The sequence below is a fragment of the Mesorhizobium sp. INR15 genome, assembly GCF_015500075.1.
Lineage (GTDB): Bacteria > Pseudomonadota > Alphaproteobacteria > Rhizobiales > Rhizobiaceae > Mesorhizobium.
Genome location: NZ_CP045500.1, coordinates 1 through 25097, shown reverse-complemented (window position 1 = coordinate 25097; position 25097 = coordinate 1). Strand labels below are relative to the sequence as shown.

General features: G+C 58.3%; 30 protein-coding genes and 5 pseudogenes. 20 read left to right on the top strand and 15 right to left on the bottom strand.

Going from position 1 to position 25097, the window contains the following annotated elements:
- Window positions 1-2 precede the first annotated feature (2 nt).
- Together GA829_RS36340 and GA829_RS36335 are read left to right on the top strand one after the other, a co-directional pair.
- Window positions 3-722: a cytochrome c biogenesis CcdA family protein gene (locus tag GA829_RS36340; RefSeq protein WP_195180205.1), complete on the top strand. Its 720-nt coding sequence runs from the start codon at window positions 3-5 to the stop codon at window positions 720-722.
- Window positions 723-823: 101 nt separating this feature from the next.
- Complete coding sequence (locus tag GA829_RS36335) at window positions 824-1126, top strand: hypothetical protein (protein WP_195180206.1); 303 nt, start codon at window positions 824-826, stop codon at window positions 1124-1126.
- Window positions 1127-1355: 229 nt separating this feature from the next.
- On the opposite strand, the gene GA829_RS36330 is transcribed toward GA829_RS36335, so the two are convergent.
- A complete protein-coding gene (locus GA829_RS36330) occupies window positions 1356-1553 on the bottom strand; it encodes a hypothetical protein (RefSeq protein ID WP_195180207.1) in 198 nt (65 codons plus the stop codon).
- 149 nt (window positions 1554-1702) lie between these two features.
- On the opposite strand from GA829_RS36330, the gene GA829_RS36325 reads away from it, so the two are divergent.
- Window positions 1703-2401 (top strand): DUF2270 domain-containing protein, encoded by a 699-nt coding sequence (locus GA829_RS36325; protein ID WP_195180530.1) that lies wholly within the window; start codon window positions 1703-1705, stop codon window positions 2399-2401.
- Here GA829_RS36325 and GA829_RS36320 read toward each other — a convergent pair.
- Complete coding sequence (locus GA829_RS36320) at window positions 2392-2592, bottom strand: hypothetical protein (protein WP_195180529.1); 201 nt, start codon at window positions 2590-2592, stop codon at window positions 2392-2394. The genes GA829_RS36325 and GA829_RS36320 overlap by 10 nt on opposite strands.
- 54 nt (window positions 2593-2646) lie before the next feature.
- On the opposite strand from GA829_RS36320, the pseudogene GA829_RS36315 reads away from it, so the two are divergent.
- Window positions 2647-2778, top strand: a pseudogene (locus GA829_RS36315) (VIT1/CCC1 transporter family protein); the annotation flags it as partial.
- Window positions 2779-2932: 154 nt separating this feature from the next.
- Here the strand turns inward: GA829_RS36315 and GA829_RS36310 are convergent.
- The gene (locus GA829_RS36310) at window positions 2933-3430 is read right to left on the bottom strand and encodes a cupredoxin domain-containing protein (protein ID WP_258052489.1); all 498 of its coding nucleotides are present in this window, start codon (window positions 3428-3430) and stop codon (window positions 2933-2935) included.
- A gap of 260 nt (window positions 3431-3690) precedes the next feature.
- On the opposite strand from GA829_RS36310, the gene GA829_RS36305 reads away from it, so the two are divergent.
- From GA829_RS36305 to GA829_RS36260, 10 genes and pseudogenes are all read left to right on the top strand, one after another.
- A complete protein-coding gene (locus GA829_RS36305; RefSeq protein ID WP_023795810.1) occupies window positions 3691-3969 on the top strand; it encodes a PepSY domain-containing protein in 279 nt (92 codons plus the stop codon).
- A gap of 43 nt (window positions 3970-4012) precedes the next feature.
- On the top strand, window positions 4013-4543 hold the full coding sequence (locus tag GA829_RS36300; protein ID WP_195180215.1) for a cytochrome b/b6 domain-containing protein: 531 nt from the start codon (window positions 4013-4015) through the stop codon (window positions 4541-4543).
- A gap of 218 nt (window positions 4544-4761) precedes the next feature.
- Window positions 4762-4911 (top strand): annotated as a pseudogene (locus tag GA829_RS36295) (arginine-ornithine antiporter); the annotation flags it as partial.
- Window positions 4912-5211: 300 nt separating this feature from the next.
- On the top strand, window positions 5212-5415 hold the full coding sequence (locus GA829_RS36290) for a hypothetical protein (RefSeq protein WP_195180208.1): 204 nt from the start codon (window positions 5212-5214) through the stop codon (window positions 5413-5415).
- A gap of 178 nt (window positions 5416-5593) precedes the next feature.
- On the top strand, window positions 5594-6646 hold the full coding sequence (locus tag GA829_RS36285; protein WP_195180209.1) for a sensor histidine kinase: 1053 nt from the start codon (window positions 5594-5596) through the stop codon (window positions 6644-6646).
- 66 nt (window positions 6647-6712) lie between these two features.
- On the top strand, window positions 6713-7078 hold the full coding sequence (locus tag GA829_RS36280; protein ID WP_195180210.1) for a response regulator: 366 nt from the start codon (window positions 6713-6715) through the stop codon (window positions 7076-7078).
- Window positions 7079-7167: 89 nt separating this feature from the next.
- Window positions 7168-7608, top strand: a complete 441-nt coding sequence (tnpA, locus tag GA829_RS36275; RefSeq protein WP_195180323.1) for an IS66-like element accessory protein TnpA — start codon at window positions 7168-7170, stop codon at window positions 7606-7608.
- On the top strand, window positions 7592-7945 hold the full coding sequence (gene tnpB, locus GA829_RS36270) for an IS66 family insertion sequence element accessory protein TnpB (protein WP_195180211.1): 354 nt from the start codon (window positions 7592-7594) through the stop codon (window positions 7943-7945). The genes tnpA and tnpB overlap by 17 nt, the downstream gene beginning before the upstream one ends.
- Window positions 7946-7989: 44 nt before the next feature.
- Window positions 7990-9585, top strand: a complete 1596-nt coding sequence (gene tnpC / locus GA829_RS36265) for an IS66 family transposase (protein WP_195180212.1) — start codon at window positions 7990-7992, stop codon at window positions 9583-9585.
- A 139-nt stretch (window positions 9586-9724) separates the two neighbouring features.
- Window positions 9725-9940, top strand: coding sequence for a hypothetical protein (locus GA829_RS36260; protein WP_195180213.1), 216 nt, complete (start codon window positions 9725-9727; stop codon window positions 9938-9940).
- 195 nt (window positions 9941-10135) lie between these two features.
- On the opposite strand, the gene GA829_RS36255 is transcribed toward GA829_RS36260, so the two are convergent.
- Together GA829_RS36255 and GA829_RS37760 are read right to left on the bottom strand one after the other, a co-directional pair.
- Window positions 10136-10339, bottom strand: a complete 204-nt coding sequence (locus GA829_RS36255) for a hypothetical protein (protein WP_258052436.1) — start codon at window positions 10337-10339, stop codon at window positions 10136-10138.
- 98 nt (window positions 10340-10437) lie between these two features.
- Window positions 10438-10611, bottom strand: a pseudogene (locus tag GA829_RS37760) (DUF982 domain-containing protein); the annotation flags it as partial.
- A 230-nt stretch (window positions 10612-10841) separates the two neighbouring features.
- Between GA829_RS37760 and GA829_RS36250 the strand changes: the two are divergent.
- Window positions 10842-11246, top strand: a complete 405-nt coding sequence (locus tag GA829_RS36250; RefSeq protein WP_195180528.1) for a host attachment family protein — start codon at window positions 10842-10844, stop codon at window positions 11244-11246.
- 56 nt (window positions 11247-11302) lie between these two features.
- Window positions 11303-11806 (top strand): hypothetical protein, encoded by a 504-nt coding sequence (locus GA829_RS36245; RefSeq protein ID WP_195180413.1) that lies wholly within the window; start codon window positions 11303-11305, stop codon window positions 11804-11806.
- A gap of 325 nt (window positions 11807-12131) precedes the next feature.
- Here the strand turns inward: GA829_RS36245 and GA829_RS36240 are convergent, their stop codons facing one another.
- The gene (locus GA829_RS36240) at window positions 12132-12566 is read right to left on the bottom strand and encodes a DUF899 family protein (RefSeq protein WP_195180527.1); all 435 of its coding nucleotides are present in this window, start codon (window positions 12564-12566) and stop codon (window positions 12132-12134) included.
- An 822-nt stretch (window positions 12567-13388) separates the two neighbouring features.
- On the opposite strand from GA829_RS36240, the gene GA829_RS36235 reads away from it, so the two are divergent.
- A protein-coding gene (locus GA829_RS36235) for an IS3 family transposase (RefSeq protein ID WP_374940461.1) occupies window positions 13389-14518 on the top strand; the annotation gives its coding sequence in 2 pieces (ribosomal slippage) (window positions 13389-13635 and window positions 13635-14518; 1131 coding nt in all).
- Window positions 14519-14713: 195 nt separating this feature from the next.
- Here GA829_RS36235 and GA829_RS36230 read toward each other — a convergent pair.
- A complete protein-coding gene (locus GA829_RS36230) occupies window positions 14714-15328 on the bottom strand; it encodes a TetR/AcrR family transcriptional regulator (protein ID WP_258052488.1) in 615 nt (204 codons plus the stop codon).
- Window positions 15329-15367: 39 nt separating this feature from the next.
- Between GA829_RS36230 and GA829_RS36225 the strand changes: the two genes are divergently transcribed.
- Both GA829_RS36225 and GA829_RS37245 read left to right on the top strand, forming a co-directional pair.
- On the top strand, window positions 15368-16543 hold the full coding sequence (locus GA829_RS36225; protein ID WP_308462375.1) for an FAD-dependent oxidoreductase: 1176 nt from the start codon (window positions 15368-15370) through the stop codon (window positions 16541-16543).
- A gap of 378 nt (window positions 16544-16921) precedes the next feature.
- Window positions 16922-17072: pseudogene (locus GA829_RS37245) on the top strand (acetyl-CoA C-acyltransferase); the annotation flags it as partial.
- 934 nt (window positions 17073-18006) lie between these two features.
- Here the strand turns inward: GA829_RS37245 and GA829_RS36220 are convergent.
- From GA829_RS36220 to GA829_RS36210, 3 genes are all read right to left on the bottom strand, one after another.
- Window positions 18007-18171, bottom strand: a complete 165-nt coding sequence (locus GA829_RS36220; protein WP_195180524.1) for a hypothetical protein — start codon at window positions 18169-18171, stop codon at window positions 18007-18009.
- A gap of 486 nt (window positions 18172-18657) precedes the next feature.
- Window positions 18658-20313: a hybrid sensor histidine kinase/response regulator gene (locus GA829_RS36215; protein WP_195180523.1), complete on the bottom strand. Its 1656-nt coding sequence runs from the start codon at window positions 20311-20313 to the stop codon at window positions 18658-18660.
- Between the two features lie 10 nt (window positions 20314-20323).
- Entirely contained in the window at window positions 20324-21112 is a 789-nt protein-coding gene (locus tag GA829_RS36210) for an alpha/beta fold hydrolase (protein WP_195180522.1), read from the bottom strand.
- A 282-nt stretch (window positions 21113-21394) separates the two neighbouring features.
- Between GA829_RS36210 and GA829_RS36205 the strand changes: the two genes are divergently transcribed.
- Window positions 21395-21604 (top strand): hypothetical protein, encoded by a 210-nt coding sequence (locus tag GA829_RS36205; protein ID WP_258052487.1) that lies wholly within the window; start codon window positions 21395-21397, stop codon window positions 21602-21604.
- A gap of 129 nt (window positions 21605-21733) precedes the next feature.
- On the opposite strand, the pseudogene lov reads toward GA829_RS36205, so the two are convergent.
- From lov to scpB, 5 genes and pseudogenes are all read right to left on the bottom strand, one after another.
- Window positions 21734-22767: pseudogene (gene lov / locus GA829_RS36200) on the bottom strand (blue-light-activated histidine kinase).
- Window positions 22768-23073: 306 nt separating this feature from the next.
- Window positions 23074-23241, bottom strand: a complete 168-nt coding sequence (locus GA829_RS36195) for a hypothetical protein (protein ID WP_195180521.1) — start codon at window positions 23239-23241, stop codon at window positions 23074-23076.
- Between the two features lie 170 nt (window positions 23242-23411).
- Window positions 23412-24062 (bottom strand): hypothetical protein, encoded by a 651-nt coding sequence (locus tag GA829_RS36190; protein ID WP_195180520.1) that lies wholly within the window; start codon window positions 24060-24062, stop codon window positions 23412-23414.
- Entirely contained in the window at window positions 24059-24394 is a 336-nt protein-coding gene (locus GA829_RS36185) for an FAD-dependent oxidoreductase (RefSeq protein WP_195180519.1), read from the bottom strand. The genes GA829_RS36190 and GA829_RS36185 overlap by 4 nt, the downstream gene beginning before the upstream one ends.
- A 117-nt stretch (window positions 24395-24511) precedes the next feature.
- Window positions 24512-25097: SMC-Scp complex subunit ScpB (scpB, locus tag GA829_RS36180; RefSeq protein ID WP_195180518.1), on the bottom strand; the 586-nt coding region annotated here is incomplete at its 5' end.

Genomic DNA, 25097 nt, shown 5'->3' with positions numbered 1-25097 from the left:
CTATGCTTGGTGGACTGGGTTTTTCGTTGCTTGCGGGTGTGCTATCGACGGTTTCGCCCTGCGTCCTTCCTTTGATCCCGGTCGTGCTCGGTGCCGCGGCGAGCCAGCATCGCTACGGCCCTGCGGCGCTAGCGGCTGGCTTGGCCATTTCGTTTACCACCATCGGTCTTTTCATCGCGACGATCGGGTTTTCAATCGGGCTTGACGGCGGCATCTTCCGGAGCGCCGCCGCGATCGTGATGCTTTGCCTCGGTTTCGTCCTCGTCGTTCCTTCATTTCAGGCGCAATTCTCGCTCGCCGCGGGGCCGGTCGGCAATTGGGCCGAACAACGCTTCGGCGGATTTTCGTCGGTCGGGCTGTGGGGCCAGTTCGGAGTCGGCCTGTTGCTCGGTGCGGTCTGGAGTCCATGCGTCGGTCCGACGTTGGGCGCCGCATCCGTGCTTGCGGCGCAAGGTCATAACCTCGCGCAGGTTGCCGTCACTATGATCATTTTCGGGATCGGCGCGGCACTTCCGCTTTTGATCCTTGGGACACTGTCGCGCGAAACTCTTTTGCGCTGGCGCGGTCAGTTGGCCAGTGCCGGCAGCGGGCTGAAAATCGCGCTCGGGTTTGTGCTGATCACCACCGCCGCTGCGATACTCACCGGCGTCGACAAGGCGATTGAAACCGCCTTCGTTAACGCCTCGCCCGCGTGGCTGACGGCCTTGACGACACGTTTTTGAAGAAACTCCCGACGGCATCGGGCGGCCGTGGAGACGTCGACTTGAAGCGCCCGAAACACCGCAACCGTTGCGCCATGCAATGGCGCAACAAGGAGGAAACAATGAACGCGTTGAAACTAACCACTCTGTTCTGTCTGTTCGGCCTTTCGGCTACACCGGTCTTGGCCGATGATGCGATGGGCATGATGAAAATGATGAAAGGTGGCGAGGTCATCGCCGTGATGCCTGACGGTCACATGGGAACGATGACCATGACCGATGAAAAGATGATGGGCGACATGATGAAGATGTCGAAGCCCCTCGATCATTGCGTCATGATGATGACCGGCGCCGACGGCAAGACCTACATGGTGGACACCTCGACGCCTGAGGCAACGAAAGAATGCGAGAAGATGGCGAAGTAGCATCCATTCGGCACGAAGCCGCCGGTTAAAGGCGGTTTCGTGCTGGGTGTCGCCAGGTTTGAATCCAGCGTCCGAGCAACAATCGCCTCTGAAGAATCGACCGGTTCAGGACCTGAATTCTCAAACTCGTTCTTCTGACCAACTTGAACGGTTGTCGCCAGCTTCAACCCGTACCACATCGCCCCTCCGGTCCGTGGTCGCGTCTCCGCATTTGTCTGCCGATTTGTGATTAGCCTATTGCGTACACCTTACTTTCATCGCGCGCGCGGGCGATGGTTTCGAGGAGCTGATGGCGGGCGGTAGCAGCGGCGCGCATGGCGGCGACATCCACATGAAGTGCGCACACCTCATCCGCTTCAGCGCCGAGGGGCATATCCCGGATATCGACCTCATAGCGCGGCCCGGTGATGGGTCGGATCGCAATCAAGACAGCACATCGACGGCAGGCCCGGCGCCCTGTGACGTTGTGCGTTCGCAAGAAAGTCTGGCTGCGCCCTCCGGCGGGGAAGGTGTCAAGCAGGCTTCGGGAACGATATCTCCATTAAACTGTTTTCCAAGCAGGGTGGAGATGTGGTCATGGCAGATGCGTTGGCGGCCCCGCAACCCATCGGAAGACCGTTTTCGTCTGGCGAACTCGTCACCGTGATGTCGCATTTCCATCGCGCGGAGATTGCGCGCATGGCGGGATGGCGCGACCGTCTGGACCGGACGAGCAACTGGGCTATAACGGTCGTCGCGGCGATGCTTTCCATATCGCTTTCGACGGCCAGCGCGCATCACGGCGTGCTCCTGTTCGCCATGTTGCTTGTCCTCTTGTTGCTGTGGATAGAGGCACGGCGATATCGCTTCTTCGACTTCTACCGCGCCCGCGTCAGACAATTCGAGCGCCACTATTTTGCACAGATTTTCTCACCGCAGCCGGACTTTGCCTCCGATTGGCTGTTGATCGTCGGGGAGAGCCTCCGCGCGCCCAAATTTCTGGTCTCACAACGCGTTGCGTTAGCGCGGCGTCTGCGCCGAAACTACATCCACATGCTGCTGATCCTTCTGCTTGCCTGGATCCTCAAACTGTCGACGCCTAGTCTTCTCACCGAAGGCGTCCGCGTCGGCTTCGTCGGTTCGGTACGCGAGGCCGTTAGTGCGGCAGCGCTGGGGCCAATCCCCGGCTTAGTCATCGTGGTTCTGGTCGGCGGACTCTACGCCGGCCTGCTGGTCACGACCTTTCTCACTATCGGTCACGACGGCGAACTTTCCTTTGGCGACGTTCACGTGTAGGCGGCAACGCAAATCCCTATCGCGCGTTGTTGGTGCTTTACTTGTTCATTTTCGGCATGCCGATAACCGGAGCTTTGGCGTGGTACTTCAGCCTTGGTGCCATGGGCGAGATCCATGATCTCGCCAAGCCGGTTGTCATCGTTGTCGTCTCCCTCTATGGCAGCATTATTATGTAAATCGGGGGTGCTCATCAGGATGCTGCGGCCAGCCGCACGGCGTGCGCGGTGACCTCATGAGCCGTCTGCATGCGGCGCATTGGCTGGCTGCGGGCCGCAGTGCTTGGCGCCAATGACGGCATCGTCTCGACGGCGAGCCTGATCATCGGCGTGGCGGCAGCCAACGCCGTGGCCTCCAATGTTCTGGTTGCCGGTATAGCGAAGGCGGATTACGATCCACTCCCCGCTATGCCCAACGTCAGGCGACGGTGATGCGGTCTTCAACCACACAAACATCGTGCACTACCCAGGCAGCCGTTCCGTCGCCCCGGCGGTTAACCTACAAAACTGCCGATCCCGTCCGCTTCCGAAAGGCCTATGGCTCGACGGTGAATTCGGCCCACATGCCGGCGCCATAGTGACCTGGCACGTTGCAGATAAGCAGGTATTTTCCAGCCTTCAGATCGACAGTCAACGAGCCTGATTTGCCGGGATCGAGCTCCGAAACCTCGCCCTTGTCGCCAGCCTTGTCTTCGTCGACCCGGTTCTCGGCCTCAAGGTAAGGAAGCGGCTTGCCGGGATCAGCAAGGTACATCACGATCATTTCGTGAACGGTGTCCTTGGAGTCATTTTTCACATTGAATGTGACCTCCCCAGCCTTCACCGCACCGGGCGAAGCCTTGATGCCCATGGTCGCCTTGGCGAGATCGAGGCCAGGCGCTGCATAGGCGAGACCCATCGGCATCTCCGTACTCGCGCCCTTGTCCCACAGCGAAATCTGGACAAGCGAAGCAGCGTGGACGGCGCCGGCACTGCCGGCCATGAGCATTGCGGCAGCAAGCCCGAGCGCTGCTCTCCTCGATATGGTTTTCATAGCGATCCTCTTTCAGGAAGGCAGCTGAAGCGCTCTTCATCCTGGCTCGTCATCCTGCTTGCGGTGTCACCCGCCGTCCTTGCGCCAGATCAAACCGTCCGGCGCGAGCCCGATCGGCGATGCCGATCCAGCTGTCAGCCAGTTGTCAGGTTGAACTGGTTATGCCGCACCGATGGCGTCATGTCGCCGTCTGACTGAAGTCGATCGAAATCCTACCCACAGGCGCAACATCCGCGCCCACTCTTCAAAATGGAGCCATCATGTACCGCACTCTTGTTCTAGCCGCCCTCGCGGGCTTGATTGCAGGGCCAGCACTCGCCGCAGGCGGCAGCTGCAGCACCGCCCCGAAATCACAGTTCAAGCCGAAAGCAACGCTCGAGGCGCAGTTGACCGGCGAAGGCCTCACTGTCCGACAGATCAAGGTGGAGAAGGGCTGCTACGAAGTCTACGCGGTGGACAAGGCCGGCAAGAAGGTGAACTTGGCCTACAATGCCGAAACCCTTGAAAAACTTGACAATGCCGAAGCCGGCGAAAACTGATCTGAGCGTTTCGGAGGCCGCGGACGCGCAGCCATCTCCGGAGATGGTACGCGTCTGGGATCGGGTCGTGCGAAGTTTCCACTGGGCGCTGGTGCTCAGCTTCGTCACGGCCTGGTTCACCTCCCATTCCTGGGAGAATATCCATCACTGGGCTGGATACGCCGCTGCCGGGCTGGTCGCGATGCGGCTCGTGTGGGGCGTTATGGGCACGCCCTATGCGCGCTTCTCACAATTCGTGCGTGATCCTGCGACGGTGCTGCGCTATCTCGCGGCAATACTGAGCAGTCGCGAAGACCACTACATCGGCCACAATCCGGCTGGTGGCGCGATGGTGATCCTACTGATTGCGGCGATGGGTTCAACCGGGCTGACCGGATGGCTGATGACGACGGACACCTATTTCGGCGTGTCGTGGGTTGAGGCGGCGCACAGCCTGGCTGCACACGGCCTGCTGCTGCTCGTCTTCCTCCACATTGGCGGCGTTGTGCTGGCAAGCTTTCGCCATCGCGAAAACCTGGTTCGAGCCATGATCACGGGGCGAAAACGCAAAGCCGAGCCGGCCGACGTCGCCTGACGATGCGACTGGGGCGAATGGATCGGACACATCCGATTTCGGTGAGCGAGCTCTTTAACTCGGCGACCCGTGAACCGGGAACGCACCTTTTCTGATTCGATCCGCTTCGAAGCTGCCAGCCTCTGTTTCCTGTTCATTGCCTCCCATCAGAGCCTTCAAATTTGGAGAGCATCATGACTACGGCTGATTTCAATATCACTGTTTCGAAAGTAGCGACCATGGCGCCAACGAAACTTCGACTGGGTTCCCTGACAGCGTTGGTGATCGGTTCGATGGTCGGCTCCGGCGTCTTCAGCCTCCCGCAGAACATGGCGGCTGGCGCTGGTCCCCTGGCAACCCTGATTGGTTCGTCGATCACCGTGGTCGGCTGTTCAGCTACCAGCAACTCCAGCGCCGGCGCCGCTGGTCGTGCTGCCGGGGAATGTGAATAAGTTCAAGGAAATCGTCCTTCAGGTCCAGTTCGCTATGCTGGCATTCGGTTATTACAATGGAGACCTTGGACGGCTGTCAGCCCTCTCAAGAGCGAACGTCAGACGTCGTGGCTCCAAAGTGGCACGGCAGCTTCTTGCGGAACAGATACATTCCCTGCAAGCCGATCGCTTGGTGCCAGCCTACCACTGTGGAACCGTATGGCGCTCAACCGCGTTGATCTCCAGAGGAGATCAGATATGTCTGCGAGAGAAGAAGACTACCGAACCAATAGGGCCGACTTTGCGAATGTGGCCGGTGGCCGTTTTGCCGCCGATGGCGTTAGAGATGAGTTGGCGGCCCGAAAAAAGAAGACTCTATGGCTAAAAGATCAGCGAACAGCCAAGTTGGCGGAAAACCCCTTGGAAAGCTTGCCGCAACATAAAGTCAGGCCTCGCGGCTAGTCCCGGGAGGATATGGCCTTGTCTGCGCGCCGTTCAAAGGCAGATTTATGTTCATAGCGAAAGATGCTCGACGTGATAGCGTGGGACATGTTTTTCGATTGAACATGATTTTTCGATCGACGTTCATGCCGAGTGATGGCTCGCTTCGCGAGCTTTCGGCCCCTGAGGGCCAAGTATTATGGCGTCACACCTAACCCCACACTTGGAAGCTGCGAGCACGATTGCCGTGGTCGTGTCGTCAAACGAACCTCTTTTGTTCCTGACGGACAGCATGAAGGTTATTGCGGCCAGCGCTTCGTTTTGCCGGACCTTCGAGATCGACCCGGCCTTGGTCCCCGGCCGGATGCTGTCAGAACTTGGTGCGGGCGAATGGGGTATGGCAAAGCTTGCTTCGCTGCTCAAGGCGACTGCCTCGGGAAGCGCTGAAATCGCAGCCTATGAAGTTGACCTTGTTCGACCGGGGCGGAAAATCCAACAGTTGGTTGTGAACGCCCGCAAGCTGGATGATGGCGATAATGACCACATTCGGCTGTTGATGGCGGTAACCGACGTCACTGACGCTCGCGCAGACGCGAGGCAAAAGGACGATCTGATCCGGGAGAAGGCTATCCTTATGCAGGAGGTCCAGCATCGGGTTGCCAACAGCCTCCAGATCATCGCGAGCGTGTTGATGCAGAGCGCCCGCAGGGTTCAATCCGAGGAGGCTCGCGGCCATCTGCACGACGCCCATAACCGGGTGATGTCAATTGCAGCAGTGCAGCGGCATCTTGCATCGTCTGGGGCTGGCAAGGTGATACTTCGAACATATTTCGTGCAGCTCTGTGAAAGCCTCGCCGCGTCGATGATCTACGATCGAGACCGGCTCACAATCGCCGTAACCGTTGACGACAGTGTCGTGAAGTCGGACGCGTCGATAAGCTTGGGCCTGATCGTTACCGAACTCGTGATCAATGCACTAAAGCACGCCTTTCCTGAACAACGCTCCGGCAAGATCACGGTCGACTATCGCTCGGATGGGGGAGATTGGACCCTTTCTGTGAAAGACGATGGCATTGGCATACCGACCGGCCGAGGTGCCGCAAAGCCAGGGTTAGGCACTGGCATTGTCGAGGCCCTCGTCAAGAATTTGCAGAGTGAGATTAGGGTAACCGACGGCAAGCCTGGCACTGCAGTGTCGATTATCCACACGCAAACAGCCCACGCAGGTGAAGATTTGCCAGCGGCGGCGTAGCCCGATGATCAGCTCATGCAACCGTTAGGCCACGCGAACGTTCGTCCCGTACAATCCGGAAAATTCATGACCCGCAAGGCTGTCATTCTCATCGTTGAAGACATCGCTATCATCAGGATGGGAGCAGTCGACCTTGTTTCATCTGCGGGGTACGAGGCGCTTGAAGCAAGCAATGCCGATGAGGCGATCCGGCTTCTGGAGGCGCGTTCGGATATCGACCTGGTGTTTACCGATGTCGGGATGCCCGGAACAATGGATGGCATCAAATTGGCGCATTACATTCGCAACCGATGGCCGCCTGTAAAGCTAATCGTGGCATCTGGCAGGGCAATCATCGAAGAGATCGAGCTTCCAGAAGGAAGCCGATTTTTTCCTAAGCCTTACAGCGAGAGCACGATAGTCGAAGAGATGCGCCGGATGGTGCGGATCTGATTGATACGAAGTAAGCGCGCAAATCCCCGCACCTGTTCATTGATCAGGCAGTGAGGGAGTCTGTGTCCACAAGGGAGACAGTGGACACAATGACATTGGATGGCACGGGAATATCAGGGCAGCTTCGGGTCGTGCGGGTTCTTCGCAACGGCAAGCGACGGTTTGATCCGGTTGAGAAGGAACGCTTGATCGATGCGGCCCTTGAGCCGGGGGTATCGGTTGCAGGGCTGGCGCTGGAGCATGGGGTCAACGCCAATCAGTTGCGCAATTGGGTCAAGCTGCGCCAGGACCAGCGGGCGGAGAACGCGTTGACGGTTCTGCCGGCCTGCGCGGCGTCGACCTTTATTCCAGTGGTCGAGGCAGCGCCGATTGCGCGGCCGCCGGCCACGACGGGTCGGCCGACATCGCCACGGGTGCGCTTGAAGGCGTCGCTGCCGAACGGGGTGCGGCTTGAGCTTGAAGGTGCGGATGCCCAGGCTCTATCGGCGATGATCGAAGCGTTGGGGCGTTGCGATGTTCCGGCTGGCTGATGATCTACGTGTCTATCTTCACCGGGAGCCGATCGACTTCCGGGCGGGGATCAACAGCCTTGCGATCCTGGTCGAGCAGTCGATGGGCCTCAACCCGTTCGATCGCGCGGTGTTCGCCTTCTGCAATCGCCGCCGCACCCGGATGAAATTACTATTCTTTGATCGGTCGGGCTTTGTGATGGTGCTGAAGGCGCTGACGGAAGACAAGTTCCGCTGGCCTCGGCGGCAGGAGACAGTGGTGCCGCTTGACGCCGAGCAATTGCACTGGCTGCTCGACGGCATTGATATCGACGCGATGGTCCGCCACCCGGTGCGGCAATATCAGTTTGTCGGCTGAATTTGGCCGTTGACGTTACGGCATGCTTCAGATTCAAGAATCCGATGAATCGAGCCGGCACCCCGACCGTTGCGGAATTGATGGCGCTTCTGGCGGCGAATGCGGCCGAAATCGCTGCGCTGAAGGCCGAGCGGGAAGCTCTTGCGCAGCGCGTCGTCAAGCTTGAGGAAGAACTGGCGCTCGCGCGGCTGCATCGTTTTGCGCCGCGCAGCGAAAAGCACATGGATCGCGTCTTCAACGAAGCGGAGAAGAACGCGGTTGAAGGGGACGACGAGGGCTGCGACGGGACGGATTGCGTTGATCTGCCGAACACGGGATTGCCGGAGGCCGAAAAGGCGGAAGGCAAGAAACCCGGCCGAAGACGCCTGCCGGAGAACCTGCCGCGCGAGCGCGTCGAATACGACCTTGCCGACGATCAGAAGAATTGCCCGTGCTGCGGCGACCGGATGCATCGCATGGGCGAGCTGGTTACCGAGCAGCTTCATATCGAGGTGAAGGCGAAGGTTTTGCAGAATGCGCGGTTCAAATATGCTTGCCGGCACTGCGACCGCACTGGGATCAGCACGCCAATCGTCATTGCGCCGATGCCCGCGCAGCCTTTGCCTGGCAGTGTCGCCACGGCCTCGACGCTGGCCTTCGCGCTCGTTCATAAATATGTTGATGGCACGCCGCTCTATCGTCTGGCGCAAGCCTTCGAGCGTGCCGGCGTTCCTGTCAGCCGCGGCGCGCTGGGCCACTGGGTGATCGGCTCGAGCGAAAGGCACCTCATTCGCGTCTATGACGCGCTGAAGCTGCGGCTCCGGTCCCAGACCGTCATCCATGGCGACGAGACCACGGTCCAGGTGCTGAAGGAAAAGGACAAGGCCCCCACCAGCACCTCGTACATGTGGGCCTATCGCAACGGCGAGGACAGCGAGCAGCCGATCGTGCTGTTCGATTATCAGCCCGGTCGCGGGCAAGAATACCCGCAGACCTTCCTCGCCGATTATCGCGGCATCTTGATGAGTGACGGCTACTCGGCCTGGCGCACGTTGAAAGGCGCCACGCATGTCGGTTGCATGGCTCATGCCAGGCGACGCTTTGTCGAAGCCCTCAAGGCAAGGAAGAAACCCGGCGGGCCGCCGGCGCAGGCCCTCAAGTTCTTCGACCAGCTCTACCGCATCGAAAGGCAGGCGCGGGACGAAAAGCCGGACGACGGGGATGAAACGCAGGCCGACTACCTGCGTCGCTTTCGCCATAAACACAGCGTCCCGGTCCTGAGCGCCCTCAAGGCCTGGCTCGACGCAATCGCTCCAAAGGTCGTGCCCGACACCAAGCTTGGCGATGCCGTCTCCTATACACTCAATCAATGGGAATATCTGACGCGCTATACAGATGACGGCAGGATGCCGATCGACAACAATCTTCTGGAGCGGGACATCCGACTTTTTGCAACCGGAAGAAAGAGTTGGCTCTTCAGCGATACCGTGGATGGGGCCAAGGCCAGCGCTGTCATCTACAGCCTCATGCTGACCTGTCGGGCATGCCGCGTCGAACCCTTCGCGTGGTTGCGCCACGTCCTAACCGAACTGCCGCAGCGTCCCGACAACGCCGATATAGAGGACCTGCTGCCCCACAACTTCAAAAAGCAGCCTGCCTGACCCTCCGCTTCAAGCCGCTTTACGACGTGCACTGAAATGCGCGCTTACGATACGAATCCCTAATAGGGATTTATAAAATCCGCCCGGAAAGCGTTCTCTGTACGCGGTGAATGTAGACCAGGTGTGCGCTAGGAAAACATTGGCAAAAAGGAGTGGGCAGCTGGCCTACACGCTGATTTGGTACGGCAAACAGGGCATGGTCGAGAAAATGCCGTTCGACGGTGAGAAAGCCGCACGGGATTACGCGCTGGCGCAGTTTCCGGCCAGAACCCAGGACGGCATCGTGGCGGTGGAAGTTCGCAAGGACGACGGCACGGTCGTTTCAGCCAGGCAGGCACCAGCTAAATCATGCTGATAGACAGGAAGAATTTAGGTCTTCTATTGTGACGCCTTGACCTAAACCTTTGGGAGCCCGCGCCTCTGGCGGAGAGCGCGGGCCGATCAGATTTTCGGAACCCAATATTCGGCAGATAGCGAGGGGTCGATACCTACCGCACAGCACAAACTCGCAGAGATCGCCGTCCTGAGCGGTCCATAAGCTGACAGGCATTTAACGTTGCGCCTTCAAAATCCTGGCCTCCCGCAGCAGGGATGCCCGATCGGTGCCAACCATGCCGATCAGTGCCTGAGCCTGCGCCTCGGTGATGCCGGTTTCGCGCGCCAGGAAACGGACGAGAAAGTCTTCTTGCTCCTCCCTGTGTCCACGGTCCCGCCGTTTCTCATCGGCGATGTATGACGATTTGGGCTGCTCCACCGAACGCGGTGGGGGTCGTCATCATGGATACCTTGCACGTTTAGACCAGCTTCCTTGGCAGCCGCCAGAAACGCCCGACGGGCTTTTTCAACATCGTCCGCGGTAGTCATTGAGTGCGTGCAAGCTTGCAGCGCGTCCAGATATCTTGGGCCGTGCGCTTGAGGCCACTTCTCCATCATCAAGACGGCAGTCTCGGACGCACTGCACAGGGTGAGAACTTCGCCATTAGGTAACTCAACTGTCACTGGTACCCTGAATAAAGCGTCTTTCATCGTCACCCCCTTATCAATCAATCTCAGCGAACGGAGTGTGAACTCGATGCCAATCTCAATCACCGCAGCGTTTTCGGGGCTATATCAGATCGGCGAAGCCTTCAGGTGGCCGGGTTCGATGAAAGGCTCAGACCCAAGCATCCATTGGCAGCTTGGGGCGTTGAGACTGACGTCAACGGGCTTTCAATCTGATTAGCCAACGGCTGGCGCAATTTCGGAGGCGATCACGAATGGATATTCCCAAGGGCGCGACCGTTGCAGTAGCTGATGGCGAAAGGCTCAACTTGTTCCGCAACTCAGGAGACGAAGCCAGCCCAAAGCTGACGGCCTTGGCGGTTGAAGATGTTACCAACGAGAATAAGGGGTCCGGCGCGCGTCATCAAAGCAGCTCCGCCAATCCAGACAGCAGTCAAATCGAGGAAGACAGTTTCGCAGCTGGAACTGCCGAACTGCTCAACCGACAGGTTCTGGGCGGGCAAATCGCTAATCTGATCATCATCGCCGCCCCTCGAACGCTTGGCGAACTGCGCAAGCACTATCATCAGAAACTATCTGCGGTGCTTATTGGCGAAATCCCTAAGGACCTCACGGGCCATTCGGCCCAGGAGATCGAAAAAGCAGTTGCCAGCGCATAGACGGATGTCTGGCACGACCAAAGATTTGCATCGCGCCTAATTGAAGGACTTTAGTCATGACAAAATCCATTGGCTGGCTGGCAGCGGCTATGCTGTTCATCGCAGGGCCTGCCCATGCTGCTGACGCTGCCTTCCTGAAATCGTTCGCGGGGAGCTGGGTTGGTAAGGGCACCGTCAAAGTAGACGCTGATTCCCAGCCCATCAAAATCAACTGCAAATTCGCGTCCAACGCGACTGAAAGCTCTTTATCACTTGATGGCAAATGCACAGGTTACGTGGTTTTCTCACGGGCGATAGGCGCCGACGTCAAGACCAATGGTAAAACCTATACGGGCACATACACTGGATCGAGCACCGGCCCCGCCGGCCTCAGTGGCAATCGCTCAGGCAACGCTTTGGTTCTCGGCATTCATTGGGCAAAGGAAGTCAATGGCGACCGGGCAGCCCAGTTGAGGCTGGAAAAAGTTGGAAACGATGGGATGCGTTTGACGACCATCGACAAGGACCCGTCGACTGGTAAGAACATTGTAATCAGCCGGATTGATCTCAGCCGTTCTTAGCGTTTTTTGATTGGCCAGGCTCGGCGTTCAAGCTGGCAGGCAGACGGAGATAAGACCATCCGCCTACCTACCCGATTGGCACGTGAGCTCAATCGGATACGTGACCTTATTCTTTCGCGCACATACCGCTGCATCAAAGAAACATGCACGATCCAAAAATTGGCCGTAACAAATGTATGACTTGAGGCGTAAAGCGCGCCGATATAGGTTCGCTAGCCACTTCAAGATCCCTAGCCCTTGAGGAGATGGTCAATGGGAACGCCGATTGCCGAGAACCTGGTCGTATCTGTTATGGATGCGTTGACCTGCCAATGGCCGGTCAGGGTCATCGGGCATACTCCAGCTTTGGATACCAGTCGGCGCCACGCCCTTCAGGCGTCAAATCCAGGATCGACCAGAGCGAGGCGATATCCGGCGCGTCGCGCGTGTCCTGGTCCGGTTCAGCCATCTCAAGCCTCATCGCGCTTGACCAGAACAGACGCACGTTGTCGCCGTCACGCCGATACACAACCAACGCCGGGCTCTCGCCACCGTCAGGGGTAAGCAGCCCAAGATCGTTGGCGTAGTCGTCACCAACGATCTGAACGAACTCCAGACTGCGCCAGTCGCGCTCCTGCGCAAAGGCGATTTGGGGCTCGACCGGACTGCGACCGAGAATCTTAAGCGACGCGCGCTGCGAAATGTCGGATGCATTGCCATTTACCGAGCCCAGCCAGTTGGTGCACATCGGACAAGGCCGATCGCGCATTGGGCCATACATCCAGAAGTAGGTGAGATGAGGTCATTGATCGGATTCGCACCGAGCCGCCAACGCCACTCCTCGAAGGAATAGCTGTCGATGGTGAACGCAATGGCGATGCAGCAGAGCGTGCCGAGAGCTGTAAGCCCGATGACGCGGCTCCACCCCTGAGCAGAAAAATCGAATTTCTGCCACCAGTCTTCCATACGGGGAATATAGTGGATGCGGTTTAATGTACTGTTACAGAGTTAATTCAAATACGGCTTATATCCCCTCCCCGCAACCAGTTTTATCATAAATCTATAGCCGTCCCGGTCTAACAGGGGCGGTTTTTGCGTTTCGAGATCCGGAACTGTCCGATAGAACGCGGCATGACGGTATCGAGCCGCAAGCCGCCTGGGACGCTTCTGACATCAAAAAAACGGTCACTGCAGAAGTCTCCGCGGATCTTCCGAGTAGATGGCGGATTCCACTCAGCGCACACGAACACCGTTGGGCCCTAGCCGGCACGTCATAGGATGCGCCTCACCCTCGTGCGACATGAGAATCAATGGATTTTTCCGATCCGCTCAAGATTTATTACGTCGTTGTGCTTGATGACGCGCCCATCGAAAACGCGTCGCCCTTCCAGGGATTTTCGCCTGGTTGGAAGGATGTCCTATGGATTGACTACGTCAGCACATTTCGAAACGAGGACCGGGTAACGGTCGAAGGGCGTATAAGGGACGTCATCGCCCGCCCAATGCGAAGCCATTCGCTATGTGCAACTTGGCAACCCGGAAACTGAATAGCCCCTAGATTTGTGGACGCCTTCTTCCCTAATTTTGAGGCAAGGAGGCCATCATGAAGACCAGCAGTTTCAGTGACGATTTCAAACGCGATGCGGTCACACAGATCACCGAGCGCGGCTATCCGGTCTCAGAGGTTTCGCAGCGTCTGGGTGTCAGCCCGCATTCGCTCTATGCGTGGAAGAAGAAGTTCCTGAAGCCTTCAGGTTCGGGCGATGCGGATCAGGCGGCCGAGATCCGGCACTTGAAGAAGGAACTGGCTCGCGTCACCGAGGAGCGCGACATCCTAAAAAAAGCCACCGCGTATTTCGCCAGGGATGCAAAGTGAGATACGCGTTCGTTGCCGAGCATCGCCCATTTTTCTCGGTTCGGGCGATGTGTCATTGCCTGCGCATTCAACCCAGCGGCTTCTATGCCTGGCTGAAGAGCCCGTTGAGCAAACGCGCCCAGGAAGACCTGCGTCAGACCAACCTCATCAGGAAGGCATGGAACGACAGCGGCAAAGTCTATGGCTACCGCAAGCTTCACGACGACCTTCTGGATCAAGGCGAGACCAGTTGCCCGAACCGTGTCGCTCGCCTTGCAGGGCTTGCCGGTATCAAGGCTCTCATCGGCTACAAGCGCCGGCCTGGTTCTTATGGCGGCAAGCCGTCGGTGGTCGTCGACAATACATTGGCCCGGCAGTTCGATGTCGAGGCTCCGGACAGGGCGTGGGTGACCGACATCACCTACATCCGAACCATGGAGGGCTTTGCCTATCTGGCAGTGGTGATCGACCTGTTCTCGCGGCGCGTTATCGGTTGGTCCATGCAAAGCCGACAGACCACGGACATCGTGTTGCAGGCGCTGCTGATGGCGGTGTGGCGCCGGAAGCCGAAGGACAAGGTCCTGGTCCATTCCGACCAAGGCTCCCAGTTCACCAGCATGGACTGGGCTGCATTCCTGAAGCACCACAATCTTGAGCATTCGATGAGCCGGCGCGGCAACTGCCACGATAACGCCGTGGCGGAGAGCTTCTTCAACCTGCTCAAGCGCGAACGGATCAGGCGCAAGACCTACAAGACCCGCGACGAGGCAAGGCAGGACGTGTTCGATTACATCGAGATGTTCTACAACCCGAAGCGCAAGCACGTGAGAAACGGGATGCTGTCACCCGTCGACTTCGAACGGAAGCAGAAAATGTAACCCGAGGGCGTCTACGAAACTCGGGGCTATTCAAACAATCCTGATTGATGACGGGATGATCGCGATACAGTGTTGGGTACTGTGGGGAACGGCACTCTGAGAGCGAAGTGAAGGGTTCAAGAGCTGTCGCGCCTGGGCGGTTTTTGCGTTTGGAGGCCGGCGGGCGCCTGGATTGCCCACAATGCTCGGTTCTAGCTAGCGGTCCGCAGCAGAGATAGATTTGGTCAGATAGTCCTGAACAGTCGCGCCGACATGAGCGATGATCAGATCATGATCCATCGAAACGCAAGCGGGCAGAGCCAGCACATACCGGGTTAGTCCAAGTCCGAGCAACTGGCTCGCAATCAGTGCGGCGCGGCTGTCCATTCCGTCGGTACCGCTAATCGCCGCAACCGCAACTTGGAGCTGACGCTGGAAAATCTCGATCAACCGCTCACGCGCCGCGTCAGTACTGATAGCCGCGCGGAGGAGCGCACCGAGTTCGCCCCCGGACGGCGCTTCTTCCCACCGCGCCAGAAAATGTCGCGTTAGGCGTGCACCGATCTCGCCGCGCGGAACGCCTGTCAAATCTGGCAGGCGTAGGTCAAATTTCACCGCCGCCGCGAACAACTCATTCTTACTACCGTAGTAGCGGATCACCATCGACGGCGCGGTGCCTGCCTCGGCGGCAACCAACCGAACGGTCGCGCGGTCATACCCCTGCGCGGCAAACACACGACGCGCGGCGGCCAGAATACGGTCGCGGTTCGGTTGTGATCGCCGCGGCCGCGCAGGAGATTTCGCGCTTTTATTTACAACCTTCTGAACCAAATTGCCTCGCCATCGTTTATATGCGAACACCTGTTCGCATTGGAGTATGCCATGAACGCGCTTCCCTCCCATACTGAAATCATCATCGTCGGTGCCGGCCCGAGTGGACTGGCGCTTGCCGCGGAACTTCGGCGGCTAGGAGCAATGCCCCTGCTACTTGACCGGCAGGCTGAAGGTGCGAATACGTCACGTGCTGCCGTGGTGCACGCGCAAACGCTGGAAGTTCTAACGCCGCTCGGCGCCACGGCGGCGGTGCTCGAGGAAGGGGTCAAGGTACCGATCTTCCGCATCCATGATCGTGACAAGGTATTGATGGAGATCGACTTTTCTGGGCTCGACACGCCGTATCCCTTCACCATCATGTGCCCGCAGAACCGGACCGAGGCAATCCTTCTGGATCGGCTACGCGCGCTGGGCGGTGAGGTTTTACGTCCGGTAGAAGTAATTGCTGTCGAGGCGCAGAGCAGTGGTATCGATGTAACGGTCAAGCGTGATGGCAGATCGGACGCGATCCGAACCAATTGGCTTGTCGGCTGCGACGGCGCCCACAGCGTCGTGCGCGATGCCGCCGGTGTCGCCTTCGAAGGCGGCGCATATGAGGAAAGCTTCGTCCTGGCAGATGTTCGAATGGATTGGCCGCTCTCTCGAGAGGAGGTCAGCTTGTTTTTCTCACCCGCAGGATTGGTCGTTGTCGCGCCGTTGCCCGATGAGCGCTATCGGATCGTCGCGACTATCGACAAAGCACCCGAGCACCCCGATATTGCATTCCTGCAGCGCATTCTTGACACACGCGGGCCGGCGAGCACGGGATCGACAATCCAGGAAATCGTCTGGAGTTCGCGCTTTCACCTCCAGCATCGCGTCACGGCCACGCCGCGTGCCGGACGCATCCTGTTGTGCGGAGACGCCGCCCATGTGCATAGCCCGGCTGGCGGGCAAGGAATGAATACCGGCATCCAGGACGCCGTCTCGTTAGCCCAACCGTTGCTCGACGCGGTTCACGGCGGCGCAACCACGGCGCTCGACGCTTGGGCTAGCCGACGTCACAAGATCGCGCAGAACGTTGTCGCGATGACCGATCGAATGACGCGGGCAGCGACGCTTAGGTCTGCGCCAGCCCGATTGTTGCGCAACACGGCACTCGAAATCGCCGGCCATATTCCAGGCATACCAGCCAGATTGGCCCGGCTGCTGGCCGAACTCGACAACCGATAGTGCGCTTTTGATACGCGGGCTTCGCAGGCGCCGGCAATGAATACGCACAGATGCCACAGTTTACGGTCGCGAGGACCTGCATTCATTGTCCAGGTTGTACCCGTGGCGCGCCGCAAAACCTCGGTAAATTCCAAATAGAATAGCTGACATTGGCCACCCGGTGGAATAGTTGGCTCCAATCCTCGCCGTCGCCCAGAATGTTGCCGAACCAAGTGTCCTTTCGAGGAACTTGTGACGACTTACGATTTGAACGGAGCTCACCTCGTCAATCCTTGGCGCGATCTGTCCGGTATTCGTCCGTCTCGGGCATTCCGTTAGGCATATCAGGGAAATAGGCTATCTGAAATTCGCAAATGGGAGATCAGAAATGTCCGACACAGCTTTGCTCATGGCCATCCAATCGGTGCCACGGGAGCGATCCTGACGACACGTCTTCTTTACGCCATAAAGCGTGACCATTCGGAAAGGTATTGTCACGCTATGCATTGGCGGCGGCCAGGGTATCGCTCTTGCGCTCGAAGCGCTCTGATGCAAAGTCAATGACGTTGCGCCGGCTGTGTAGAGGTGCCGGCAAGAGTTTACCCATGCCATTTTTTGGCCATGACTCGCTCTAAAATTCGAAGTGAGCGGCTTATGAAAAGAGAAAGGCCGGCTTTCTCCAGTACGCGTGCTAGCGCTATAAACAGCAAAGATCCTGTGATGATCCGACTGAGTAATAAGCTACCAACTCACTCCAGAACGCATTGGCTGACACAAAGCGCCGCTGTCAGCGCAACCACTGTCTTTGAGATCATGGATCGCACTGATCCGCACGTCATTGCGATGCCTGTTCAAGTGAACCGTGCCGTTACTTATCCGGATCGACCATGAGATTCTCGCGCAATTTCTGTTATCCTACTGCCGCGACAGCGTCTGCAAAGAAGCTCCCCGGTACCTTTTGGAATCTGATTGGCCGAGTGCGAGTGACTTGCCCAACTCGGTTAGGGTGTTGAATTGATTTGTTCCGTAAAACCTATCGATCCTACCGGCTACAGGGCCGCCGCCAAAACTAGCTGATGTAAAGCCACTACAGCCTGCAACCTTCGGCTGGCTTGCCGCAATTGCATTCCTGACGACCCCGTTCCCGTTGGTGGTACTACTGTGGGTGATCCGCCTGCCGGCGACCTCCCCTGTTGTGGTAGCGGAGCGAGCATCCTTCACCAGTGTCATCAGCGCGGTCTGGATGCCCGGCCTCGGCTCTTCCTTCAGCAGAGTGGGGGCCGGAAGGAGAACGTCCGGTTTCCGCTGCGGTCGCCATAGATTATCGTTCAGCTACCGATGGCTCTTGCGAAGGATCGAAGCGGTGGCGGGTTTGTATTGTCTTCCACTGATTGCACAAATGTAACCATCGCTTACCAATACCCGTAGTACTCGCGGAGGACACCATGAGAACGCGCGACAGCTGGAGGAGCCGCAACCCAACGCTAGCGAACCTGACTGCTGTAGCCATCGCGGCATTGCTGGTGGGCTGGCCAGCGTATGGTGCGCTGCACGACGACTTTGCGGTCCCAGTTGGGTATCTCGACGGGCGAGATTTCCATTTTCATGGCGCGGCGGCCTGGCTGATGTTCGCTGGGTTCGCGTGCCAAGCCGCAAGTATCTTGGTCGTCGTATCGCTTCGCTTAAAAGCTAATCCGGGGGGGGAAGACCGGCCAGAACGTTGCAGTAATGATAGCTATGGTGGGTGCATTCATCATCTTGGCGATGCTGTTCCTGAAAATGATCGGCCTAGTGTGAAGATTATACGCTCTGGATTAATGCCGGACACACGCCGCCCAAGTCGGAGGGCCTGCTTTCAGAAAAGGCGGGTCTGATCTCTGCGTCTGCGTTTAAGGCCCAAAGCGGTCCCCGTGCCGCGCCATCCAGGAGTCGCCTGTTGTTCCGGGTATTGTGGAAATCCTGACGACGCTGTTTTTCCCGACTCCCTTTTATGCGGCGAGAGCACAAAGCATGAACTTGGGATGGATGGTATACGGCTGAGGTAGAGCGAACCAATCCCGGCTCACAACGCGGAGCCAGCCAATGAGGGGCGCTGTCGCGTCAACTCTTTGCTGAATGCCTTCGAGAAGGGCGGCTCAATTGTCAAAAACCGAGCGAACTTTCTGGGCAAGAACTGTCACCGACGCGGGCTTCTGAAGGAAATGGACGTTGGGCTCAAGCACGCCATCATGAACGATCGCATTGCGGGTATAGCCAGTCGTGTAGATGATCTTGAGGTCAGGCTTGAGCTGTAGCGCCTCCTCGGCCAGCCGGCGGCCATTCATGTCAGGCATGACCACATCGGTCAGCAGCAGCCTGATGTCGGGGTGCTCGTGAAGCATGCGCAGGCCGGATTGGCCGCCATCGGCTGAAAACACGCCGTAGCCGAGATCACCAAGCATTTGGACAGTCAGTTCTCGGACGGATTGATCGTCCTCGACCACCAAGACGACCTCCTCGGCCAGGCCGGTTGGAGTGTCACCCGAAAGTTTGCGCTTTGGCGCTTCGTCTGTTCCGTAATAGTGCGGCAGATAGATCTTTACCGTCGTTCCGTGGCCAATCTCGGAATAGATTTTCACGTGGCCGCTCGACTGCTTCACGAAGCCGAAGACCTGGCTCAAACCCAGGCCCGTTCCCTTGCCGACGCCCTTGGTCGTGAAAAAAGGTTCGAAGGCCTTCTCAATCACCTCAGGGGGCATGCCGGCGCCAGTATCCGTGACAGCGATCATGACATACTGGCCGGGGGCTATTTGGTGCTCGGTCGCGTATCCGTCATCGATCGCCACATTGGCGGTTTCGATGGTGAGCCGGCCACCTTCCGACATCGCGTCCCGGCCATTGACGGCCAGGTTGACGATGACGTTTTCCAGTTGATTGCGGTCAGCGACGGTCTTCCAAAGTCCGGTTGCGAGCACCGTTTCCATGTGAACCGGTTCGCCAAGCGTGCGCCTGAGCAGCTCGGACATTTCCGACACCATCACATTCGCGGTGATGGGCTCGGGGGCGAGCGTTTGCTGGCGCGAGAAAGCCAATAGTCGCTGGGTCAAAGTGGCGGCCTTCGTGGCGCCGCCCATCGCCGCTTCAATGAGCGTGCCGACATCGGTATCGCCCCGCGAGATCCGCCTCTGAATGAGATTGAGGCCAGATATGACAACGGCGAGCATATTGTTGAAGTCGTGCGCGATGCCGCCTGTCAGCTGCCCGACCGCCTCCATCTTTTGCGCCTGCCGCAAGGTTTCTTCGACCGCCATGCGTTCGGCAACCTCCTCCGAGACCCTCTCCTCGAGAACGCTGTTCAGCTGGAGCAACTCCTCGCTCGCGCGATCCGACGTCTTCTTTGCGTTAAGCAGTTCCTGCTCATATCGCCGCCGATCGCTCGCATCGAAAATCGTCAATCTGACGAATTGCGTTTCGCCAGCCTCGTTTCGCCGTTCCCTGGCGTTGACCAGAGCCGGCAGCCGGCTTCCATCAGCTCGCAGGAAATCAAGTGCGACCTCGTTGAACTCACCTTGCATCCGCAGCAATGGGGCGAAGTGTGTCTCGTAATAGATTTTGCCGACGATCGGCAGTAGGTCGTGAAGGCGCTTGCCGACAAGCTCCTCCTGTTTGAATCCGAGCCATTCGCAGAATGTCCCGTTGACGCGTTGGATCAGGCCATCGCGCGTGGCTGACACGTAGCCGCAAGGCGCGCTTTCGAAGAGATCGCGGAGGTCGGCGAGTTCGTTGACGGGTTCGCTGTTTTTGGAATCCACGATTGGCAACTTAGACAAACGCGTTGATCGCCGCGACCGTTTCCGCCGGCGCGCTCAGGTTTGGACAATGTCCAGTGGCTTTGAGGTGCACGAGCCGGCTGTTGGCCAGATGACGGTGCATATATTCGCCAACTACTGCGGGTGCGATCACGTCCTCAGAACATTGCAGGATTAACGACGGAATCGAGAAGCCTTCCAGGTCGGCTCGGTTGTCGGAGAGAAAGGTCGCGCGAGCAAATCGTTTCGCGATTTCCGGGTCGGTCCGGCAAAAACTGTTGGTCAGCTCGGCACCGAGTTCCGGGCGATCCGGATTGCCCATGATGACCGGAGCCATGGCGGCTGACCAACCCATGTGATTGCTGTCCAGAAATTCGAGCAACTCAACAATCTGGGCTTCGGTGAACCCGCCGACATAATCGTCAGTGTCGATGTAGCGAGGTGAAGGGCCGACGAGCACCAATTTGCTGAACAGATCGGGAGCCTTTTTCGCGGCCAGGATGCCGATCATCGCGCTCACCGAGTGGCCGACAAACACACCGCCAATCACGCCCGATTCCCGGCAGAGCTCGACGACGTCGTCCGCATAGCCCTCAAGCGTCGAATAGCGTTGCGCGTCGTATGCTGACAGGTCCGAACCGCCCGCGCCGATATGGTCAAAGGTGATGACACGAAACCGGTCCTCGAATTCCGGAGCGACCAACCTCCACATATTCTGGTCGCAGCCGAAACCATGAGCAAAGACGATCGCAGTGTCTCCAGAACCCGTTATCTGGGCGTTATGCATTTTCGCGCGGGACATCTCTATGGCCTTGATTTCAAGTTAGCCGAAGGCTCATGGAGGGCCTGGCCGTGGAAGTTTGCACCGTGCCGCCAAAAGCCACAAGCCCAAGCGGTTGAGCCACCTGGCTGGCTGAAGATGGTGGAGTCGGGGGAATTATCAATGGCCGCGGAGCAAACGGGACGAGTCCCGAAGGGTCGGGCATGAGGATCTTTGATTTCAGAACGATACAGGCGACCGCAGCGCGGCCGTGACTGCTGGTCCGAGATCTGGGAGATCATCGGGCCGCAGATCGACTACGTCATGGCCGGCAAGGGCTCGACCTGGGGTGAGGACGGTCTTATGCTGGTCACCCGAAATGGTAGCCGCGAGAATGTTTGGTGGACCTACAGCTATGGATCCATCGATCTCGATGACAGCGTCGGCGGAGTGCTTGTTGTCTGCAATGACGTCACAGCACAAGGCGCATGCGAAAATGCAAAGCGATGCACGCCGCTTTTAACAGCTGAATGATCCTGAGCTGAACCAACCCCCAATGGTCTCCCTTGGAGGTAGAGAGAGACACAAGTGCGTGTCGTATCGTTTGTGGCCGTTGCTACACATTCCGCAATGTAGGGGTTAGCGGCAACGTGGATAGAGCACCTACCGCGAGGCAGTGACGTTCGGTATCTCAGCGACGATCCTTACTCCTTGATCCGACCACTCGTGTTTTATGGATCCATGAAGTTGTCTGCGGATTGTAGCCTCCGTGATAGCTGTTCCGAAACCTCGACGGCGGGTGATCTGCGGAGAAGGCCCTCCCATTTCTTTCCAGATGAGCACGAAACCATCATTCTTCGGCCTGTCTTCCCAAACGATTTGCACTTGACCGCCCCCTTTCGAAAGGGCGCCATGAGATGCCGCGTTGACCGCAAGTTCATGGATGAATAATGCCAACGGCTGAACGGCATGTGATGCAAGTAGGACCTCGGGGCCGTCCAGCAAAGTACGCCCAGCTCCATATGGCTCAATTTGAGTTGAAATTGTCTCCCGTAGAGGGATCCGATGCCAACCCGCTGCGAAAGTAAGCCATGCGCCCTAGCCAACGCCTGAACGCGGTTTTGGACAGAGGCTGCATACAGCGCAGCGTTATCGGATTTTGTCAGGCGGACGATACTGTCGACAATTGCAAGCACATTGTTAGCGCGGTGATCCACCTCTAACAGCAATCGGTGTTCAGACGCTTCGAGGCTCTCAATCTTGTGGTAATCCGTGCGATCGATCTGAGATGCGAAATGGTAGACGAGACGGCCATCGTCATCGTGGATAGGACTCAGGTGAAGCTGATTCCAAAAGGCGGACCCATCCTTCCGATAATTCAGCAACTCAACGTCGACATCGCGATCTTCCTGCAAACCTGCCCGGATTTCGGCTATCGCGGCCGGCGACGTCGCGGTTCCTTGTAGAAACCTACAGTTGCGTCCAAGCACCTCTCTCGCTCCGTAGCCTGTAAGGTTTAGAAAAGCCTGGTTCGCCAGCACGATCGGATAGTCTTCCTTGGTGGCATCCGTAACCAACATCGGCATTCGAGTCCGCTGGAACGCTGTTGCAGCCAGTTCCTTACGGTCAAGCATGGCCTCATCGGTGACCGCAGCAGGGCTATCGCCACGGAGATTGGGGGCGCTGTCCTTAGCCATCAATTTCTTCCTTGGCTGGCAACATCCATCTAGAACGTGGATGAGAGAAAAACGTTCACCCTTCACGTTCAGATGCGCCAACACTGCCCGCAGCCGCGGTTTTTTTCTCCACGGGTGATGATCTTCGGATGTTCCAGACCTCTCCTTTGTCACGCCGGTGGGCTTTTGTCGGTTGGTCAGAACCTCTGATTAGTGCTTCATGCTGAGATAGGTGCAGCGTATGAAATGGGGCATCGGACGAGTAGCGACGGGTGCCGACTGATTGATGATCGAGCCGGACCCGCGCCACTTCATAATCTTGGCCGCTCAGCGGCTTTGCGGGGCAGGCGCGATCATGTTCAGGCGCAGTATGGCGTCGATCTTCGTCCTGTCGGTGTCGACGAACGCGACCGAAGCTACGTGACCGGCATTGTTGACCAGCACGTCGGGCGAGTAATCGCAGGCTTCGAGCGAGCGGAGGAACTTGGAGCGCATCGGCATCGCTCAGGTCGAGCGGCGCGATTTCTGCGCCAGGGATGGTCGTCGCCGCGGCAGCCAGTAGCTTGGCTTCACCGCGGGCGATCGACAATACGACAGCACCCTCGGCAGTGGCATGGCGGATGATTTCGAGACCGATGCCAGAGCGGTCCCGCGAGCGCATCATGTTAGCCGGTTCTGCGAATCAAAGCCAAGCAGGCCGCCCACAGCCGCTGCCATCGTGTATGCAACTGCGACTGCGCGCACGCTTCTCCCGCCGCTGCAATCGCCTCGGATTGGGTCGGAAAGTCGTGGATGATACCGCCGAGGGTGCGCAGTCCAACCTTTGCGGCGATGGCGAGCGACGCGGTGTTGATCATCTCTCCGGCGTGGCGCGCCACCATTGTTGCGCCGAGGATCTGGTCGGTACCCTCCCTAACATGGAACTTGACGAACCCTTGCTCCTCGCCGTCCATTACGACGCGCGGCACATAGTGCATCAGAACCGAGAACGTCTTGACGAGAATTTTTCGCCGCCGCGCGTCGACAGAGTACAAGCCGACATGGGCGATCTCTGGGTCAGTATAGGTGCACCAGGGAATAATCAGGTCGCTCAGGCGCTTGCGTCCGGACCGGAGGGCGTTTTCTACGGCCATCTTTCCCGTCGCTGCGGCGACATTGAGTGTATTTGCGTTGGAGACAGACGTCGCCACCGCGTAGACGCGGTGGTTCGTCGTGCGTAGATGGTCGTCCACCTTGATGCCGTCCTCGTCAAAGGCAATGTCAGCCTGTTCCAGCCCGAGCTCTTCAACGTTGGGGCTGCGGCCAAGACCGGTCAATATCCGAGCTTCATGTTGTTCTCGGTCCGCACGGCGACCACGGTCGAGTTGAGACGGACTTCGACGCCGTCGCGCACCATCGACCCCGAGAGGAGTTGCGCGGCTTCGCGCTCCTCGCCGGGCAGGAACGTCGGCTCCTTCTGCGCGATCACCACATGCACGCCCAGACGACAGAACGCCTGCGCCATCTCGCAACCCAGCGGGCCGCCGCCGATCACAAGCAGCTTCTTTGGTGGTTCGGTCAGGCTGAACACCGTTTCATTGCTCAGGAAGCCGGCCTCTAGGAGCCCAGGAATGTCCGGGAGCTTCGGCCCCGCGCCGGCCGCGATCACCGCCTATATTAAAAATGGCGCTCCCGACCTGCGGTACCTCTGCCTTCGGAGCGTAGCGGTAGCAGAATACCTGCCATCCTGCTGGCAACGTCACGTCTGATAGTTCTCACTGTTTCCCTAATCCTTCTCAGCTACTATCTGGAAATCTCCGGCCAGTAGCTTCTCCTTGCTAAGTAACCCGGCATCCTCAAGCGCCTCGATGTCGGGCAAATTCCGCAACGTGTCGAAACCGAACTCCGCCAAAAAGTCTTTTGTCGTCAGGAAGGTATAAGGCGCGCCCGGCGTCGGGCTGCGCGGTCCGGACGCGATGAGGTTGTGTCCGCGCAAATGACCGATGAGGTCGCGACTGATCTCGCGTCCGAACAGCGCCGACAACTCGGCCCGGGTAATCGGCTGCAGATACGCGACCGCCATCAGCACAATCAGTTCCGACTGCGTCAGCTCTGATTTCTCGCTCACCCCCGAGGCAGTCCGGATCGCGTCGCCAAATCCTGGACGCGTGCGATGCTGCCAGCCGCCGGCAACCGCCACCAGTTCGTAAGGACGGCCGCGTAGTTCACCCCGGATATCGTCGATGATCAGCTCGAGATTGCATTCCTTGCCAACGACGCGTGCCAGCACATCGCGGGTCACCGGTTTGTCAGCGGCAAAGATCACCGCTTCGACACGACCCATCCACTCGCGCCAGCGCAGTTCCGGCGGC

What these genes read in the sequence shown, in the direction of transcription:
- GA829_RS36250 (WP_195180528.1), top strand. Translation starts at nt 10,842, where the DNA reads ATGGATATTCCCAAGGGCGCGACCGTTGCAGTAGCTGATGGCGAAAGG.
- GA829_RS36240 (WP_195180527.1), bottom strand. Translation starts at nt 12,566, where the DNA reads ATGTATGGCCCAATGCGCGATCGGCCTTGTCCGATGTGCACCAACTGG.
- GA829_RS36305 (WP_023795810.1), top strand. Translation starts at nt 3,691, where the DNA reads ATGTACCGCACTCTTGTTCTAGCCGCCCTCGCGGGCTTGATTGCAGGG.
- GA829_RS36285 (WP_195180209.1), top strand. Translation starts at nt 5,594, where the DNA reads ATGGCGTCACACCTAACCCCACACTTGGAAGCTGCGAGCACGATTGCC.
- GA829_RS36300 (WP_195180215.1), top strand. Translation starts at nt 4,013, where the DNA reads ATGGTACGCGTCTGGGATCGGGTCGTGCGAAGTTTCCACTGGGCGCTG.
- GA829_RS36320 (WP_195180529.1), bottom strand. Translation starts at nt 2,592, where the DNA reads ATGAGCACCCCCGATTTACATAATAATGCTGCCATAGAGGGAGACGAC.
- GA829_RS36335 (WP_195180206.1), top strand. Translation starts at nt 824, where the DNA reads ATGAACGCGTTGAAACTAACCACTCTGTTCTGTCTGTTCGGCCTTTCG.
- GA829_RS36290 (WP_195180208.1), top strand. Translation starts at nt 5,212, where the DNA reads ATGTCTGCGAGAGAAGAAGACTACCGAACCAATAGGGCCGACTTTGCG.
- GA829_RS36245 (WP_195180413.1), top strand. Translation starts at nt 11,303, where the DNA reads ATGACAAAATCCATTGGCTGGCTGGCAGCGGCTATGCTGTTCATCGCA.
- GA829_RS36325 (WP_195180530.1), top strand. Translation starts at nt 1,703, where the DNA reads ATGGCAGATGCGTTGGCGGCCCCGCAACCCATCGGAAGACCGTTTTCG.
- tnpA (WP_195180323.1), top strand. Translation starts at nt 7,168, where the DNA reads ATGACATTGGATGGCACGGGAATATCAGGGCAGCTTCGGGTCGTGCGG.
- GA829_RS36210 (WP_195180522.1), bottom strand. Translation starts at nt 21,112, where the DNA reads ATGTCCCGCGCGAAAATGCATAACGCCCAGATAACGGGTTCTGGAGAC.
- GA829_RS36310 (WP_258052489.1), bottom strand. Translation starts at nt 3,430, where the DNA reads ATGAAAACCATATCGAGGAGAGCAGCGCTCGGGCTTGCTGCCGCAATG.
- GA829_RS36340 (WP_195180205.1), top strand. Translation starts at nt 3, where the DNA reads ATGCTTGGTGGACTGGGTTTTTCGTTGCTTGCGGGTGTGCTATCGACG.
- GA829_RS36205 (WP_258052487.1), top strand. Translation starts at nt 21,395, where the DNA reads ATGGCCGGCAAGGGCTCGACCTGGGGTGAGGACGGTCTTATGCTGGTC.
- GA829_RS36195 (WP_195180521.1), bottom strand. Translation starts at nt 23,241, where the DNA reads ATGCGCTCCAAGTTCCTCCGCTCGCTCGAAGCCTGCGATTACTCGCCC.
- tnpC (WP_195180212.1), top strand. Translation starts at nt 7,990, where the DNA reads ATGAATCGAGCCGGCACCCCGACCGTTGCGGAATTGATGGCGCTTCTG.
- tnpB (WP_195180211.1), top strand. Translation starts at nt 7,592, where the DNA reads ATGTTCCGGCTGGCTGATGATCTACGTGTCTATCTTCACCGGGAGCCG.
- GA829_RS36280 (WP_195180210.1), top strand. Translation starts at nt 6,713, where the DNA reads ATGACCCGCAAGGCTGTCATTCTCATCGTTGAAGACATCGCTATCATC.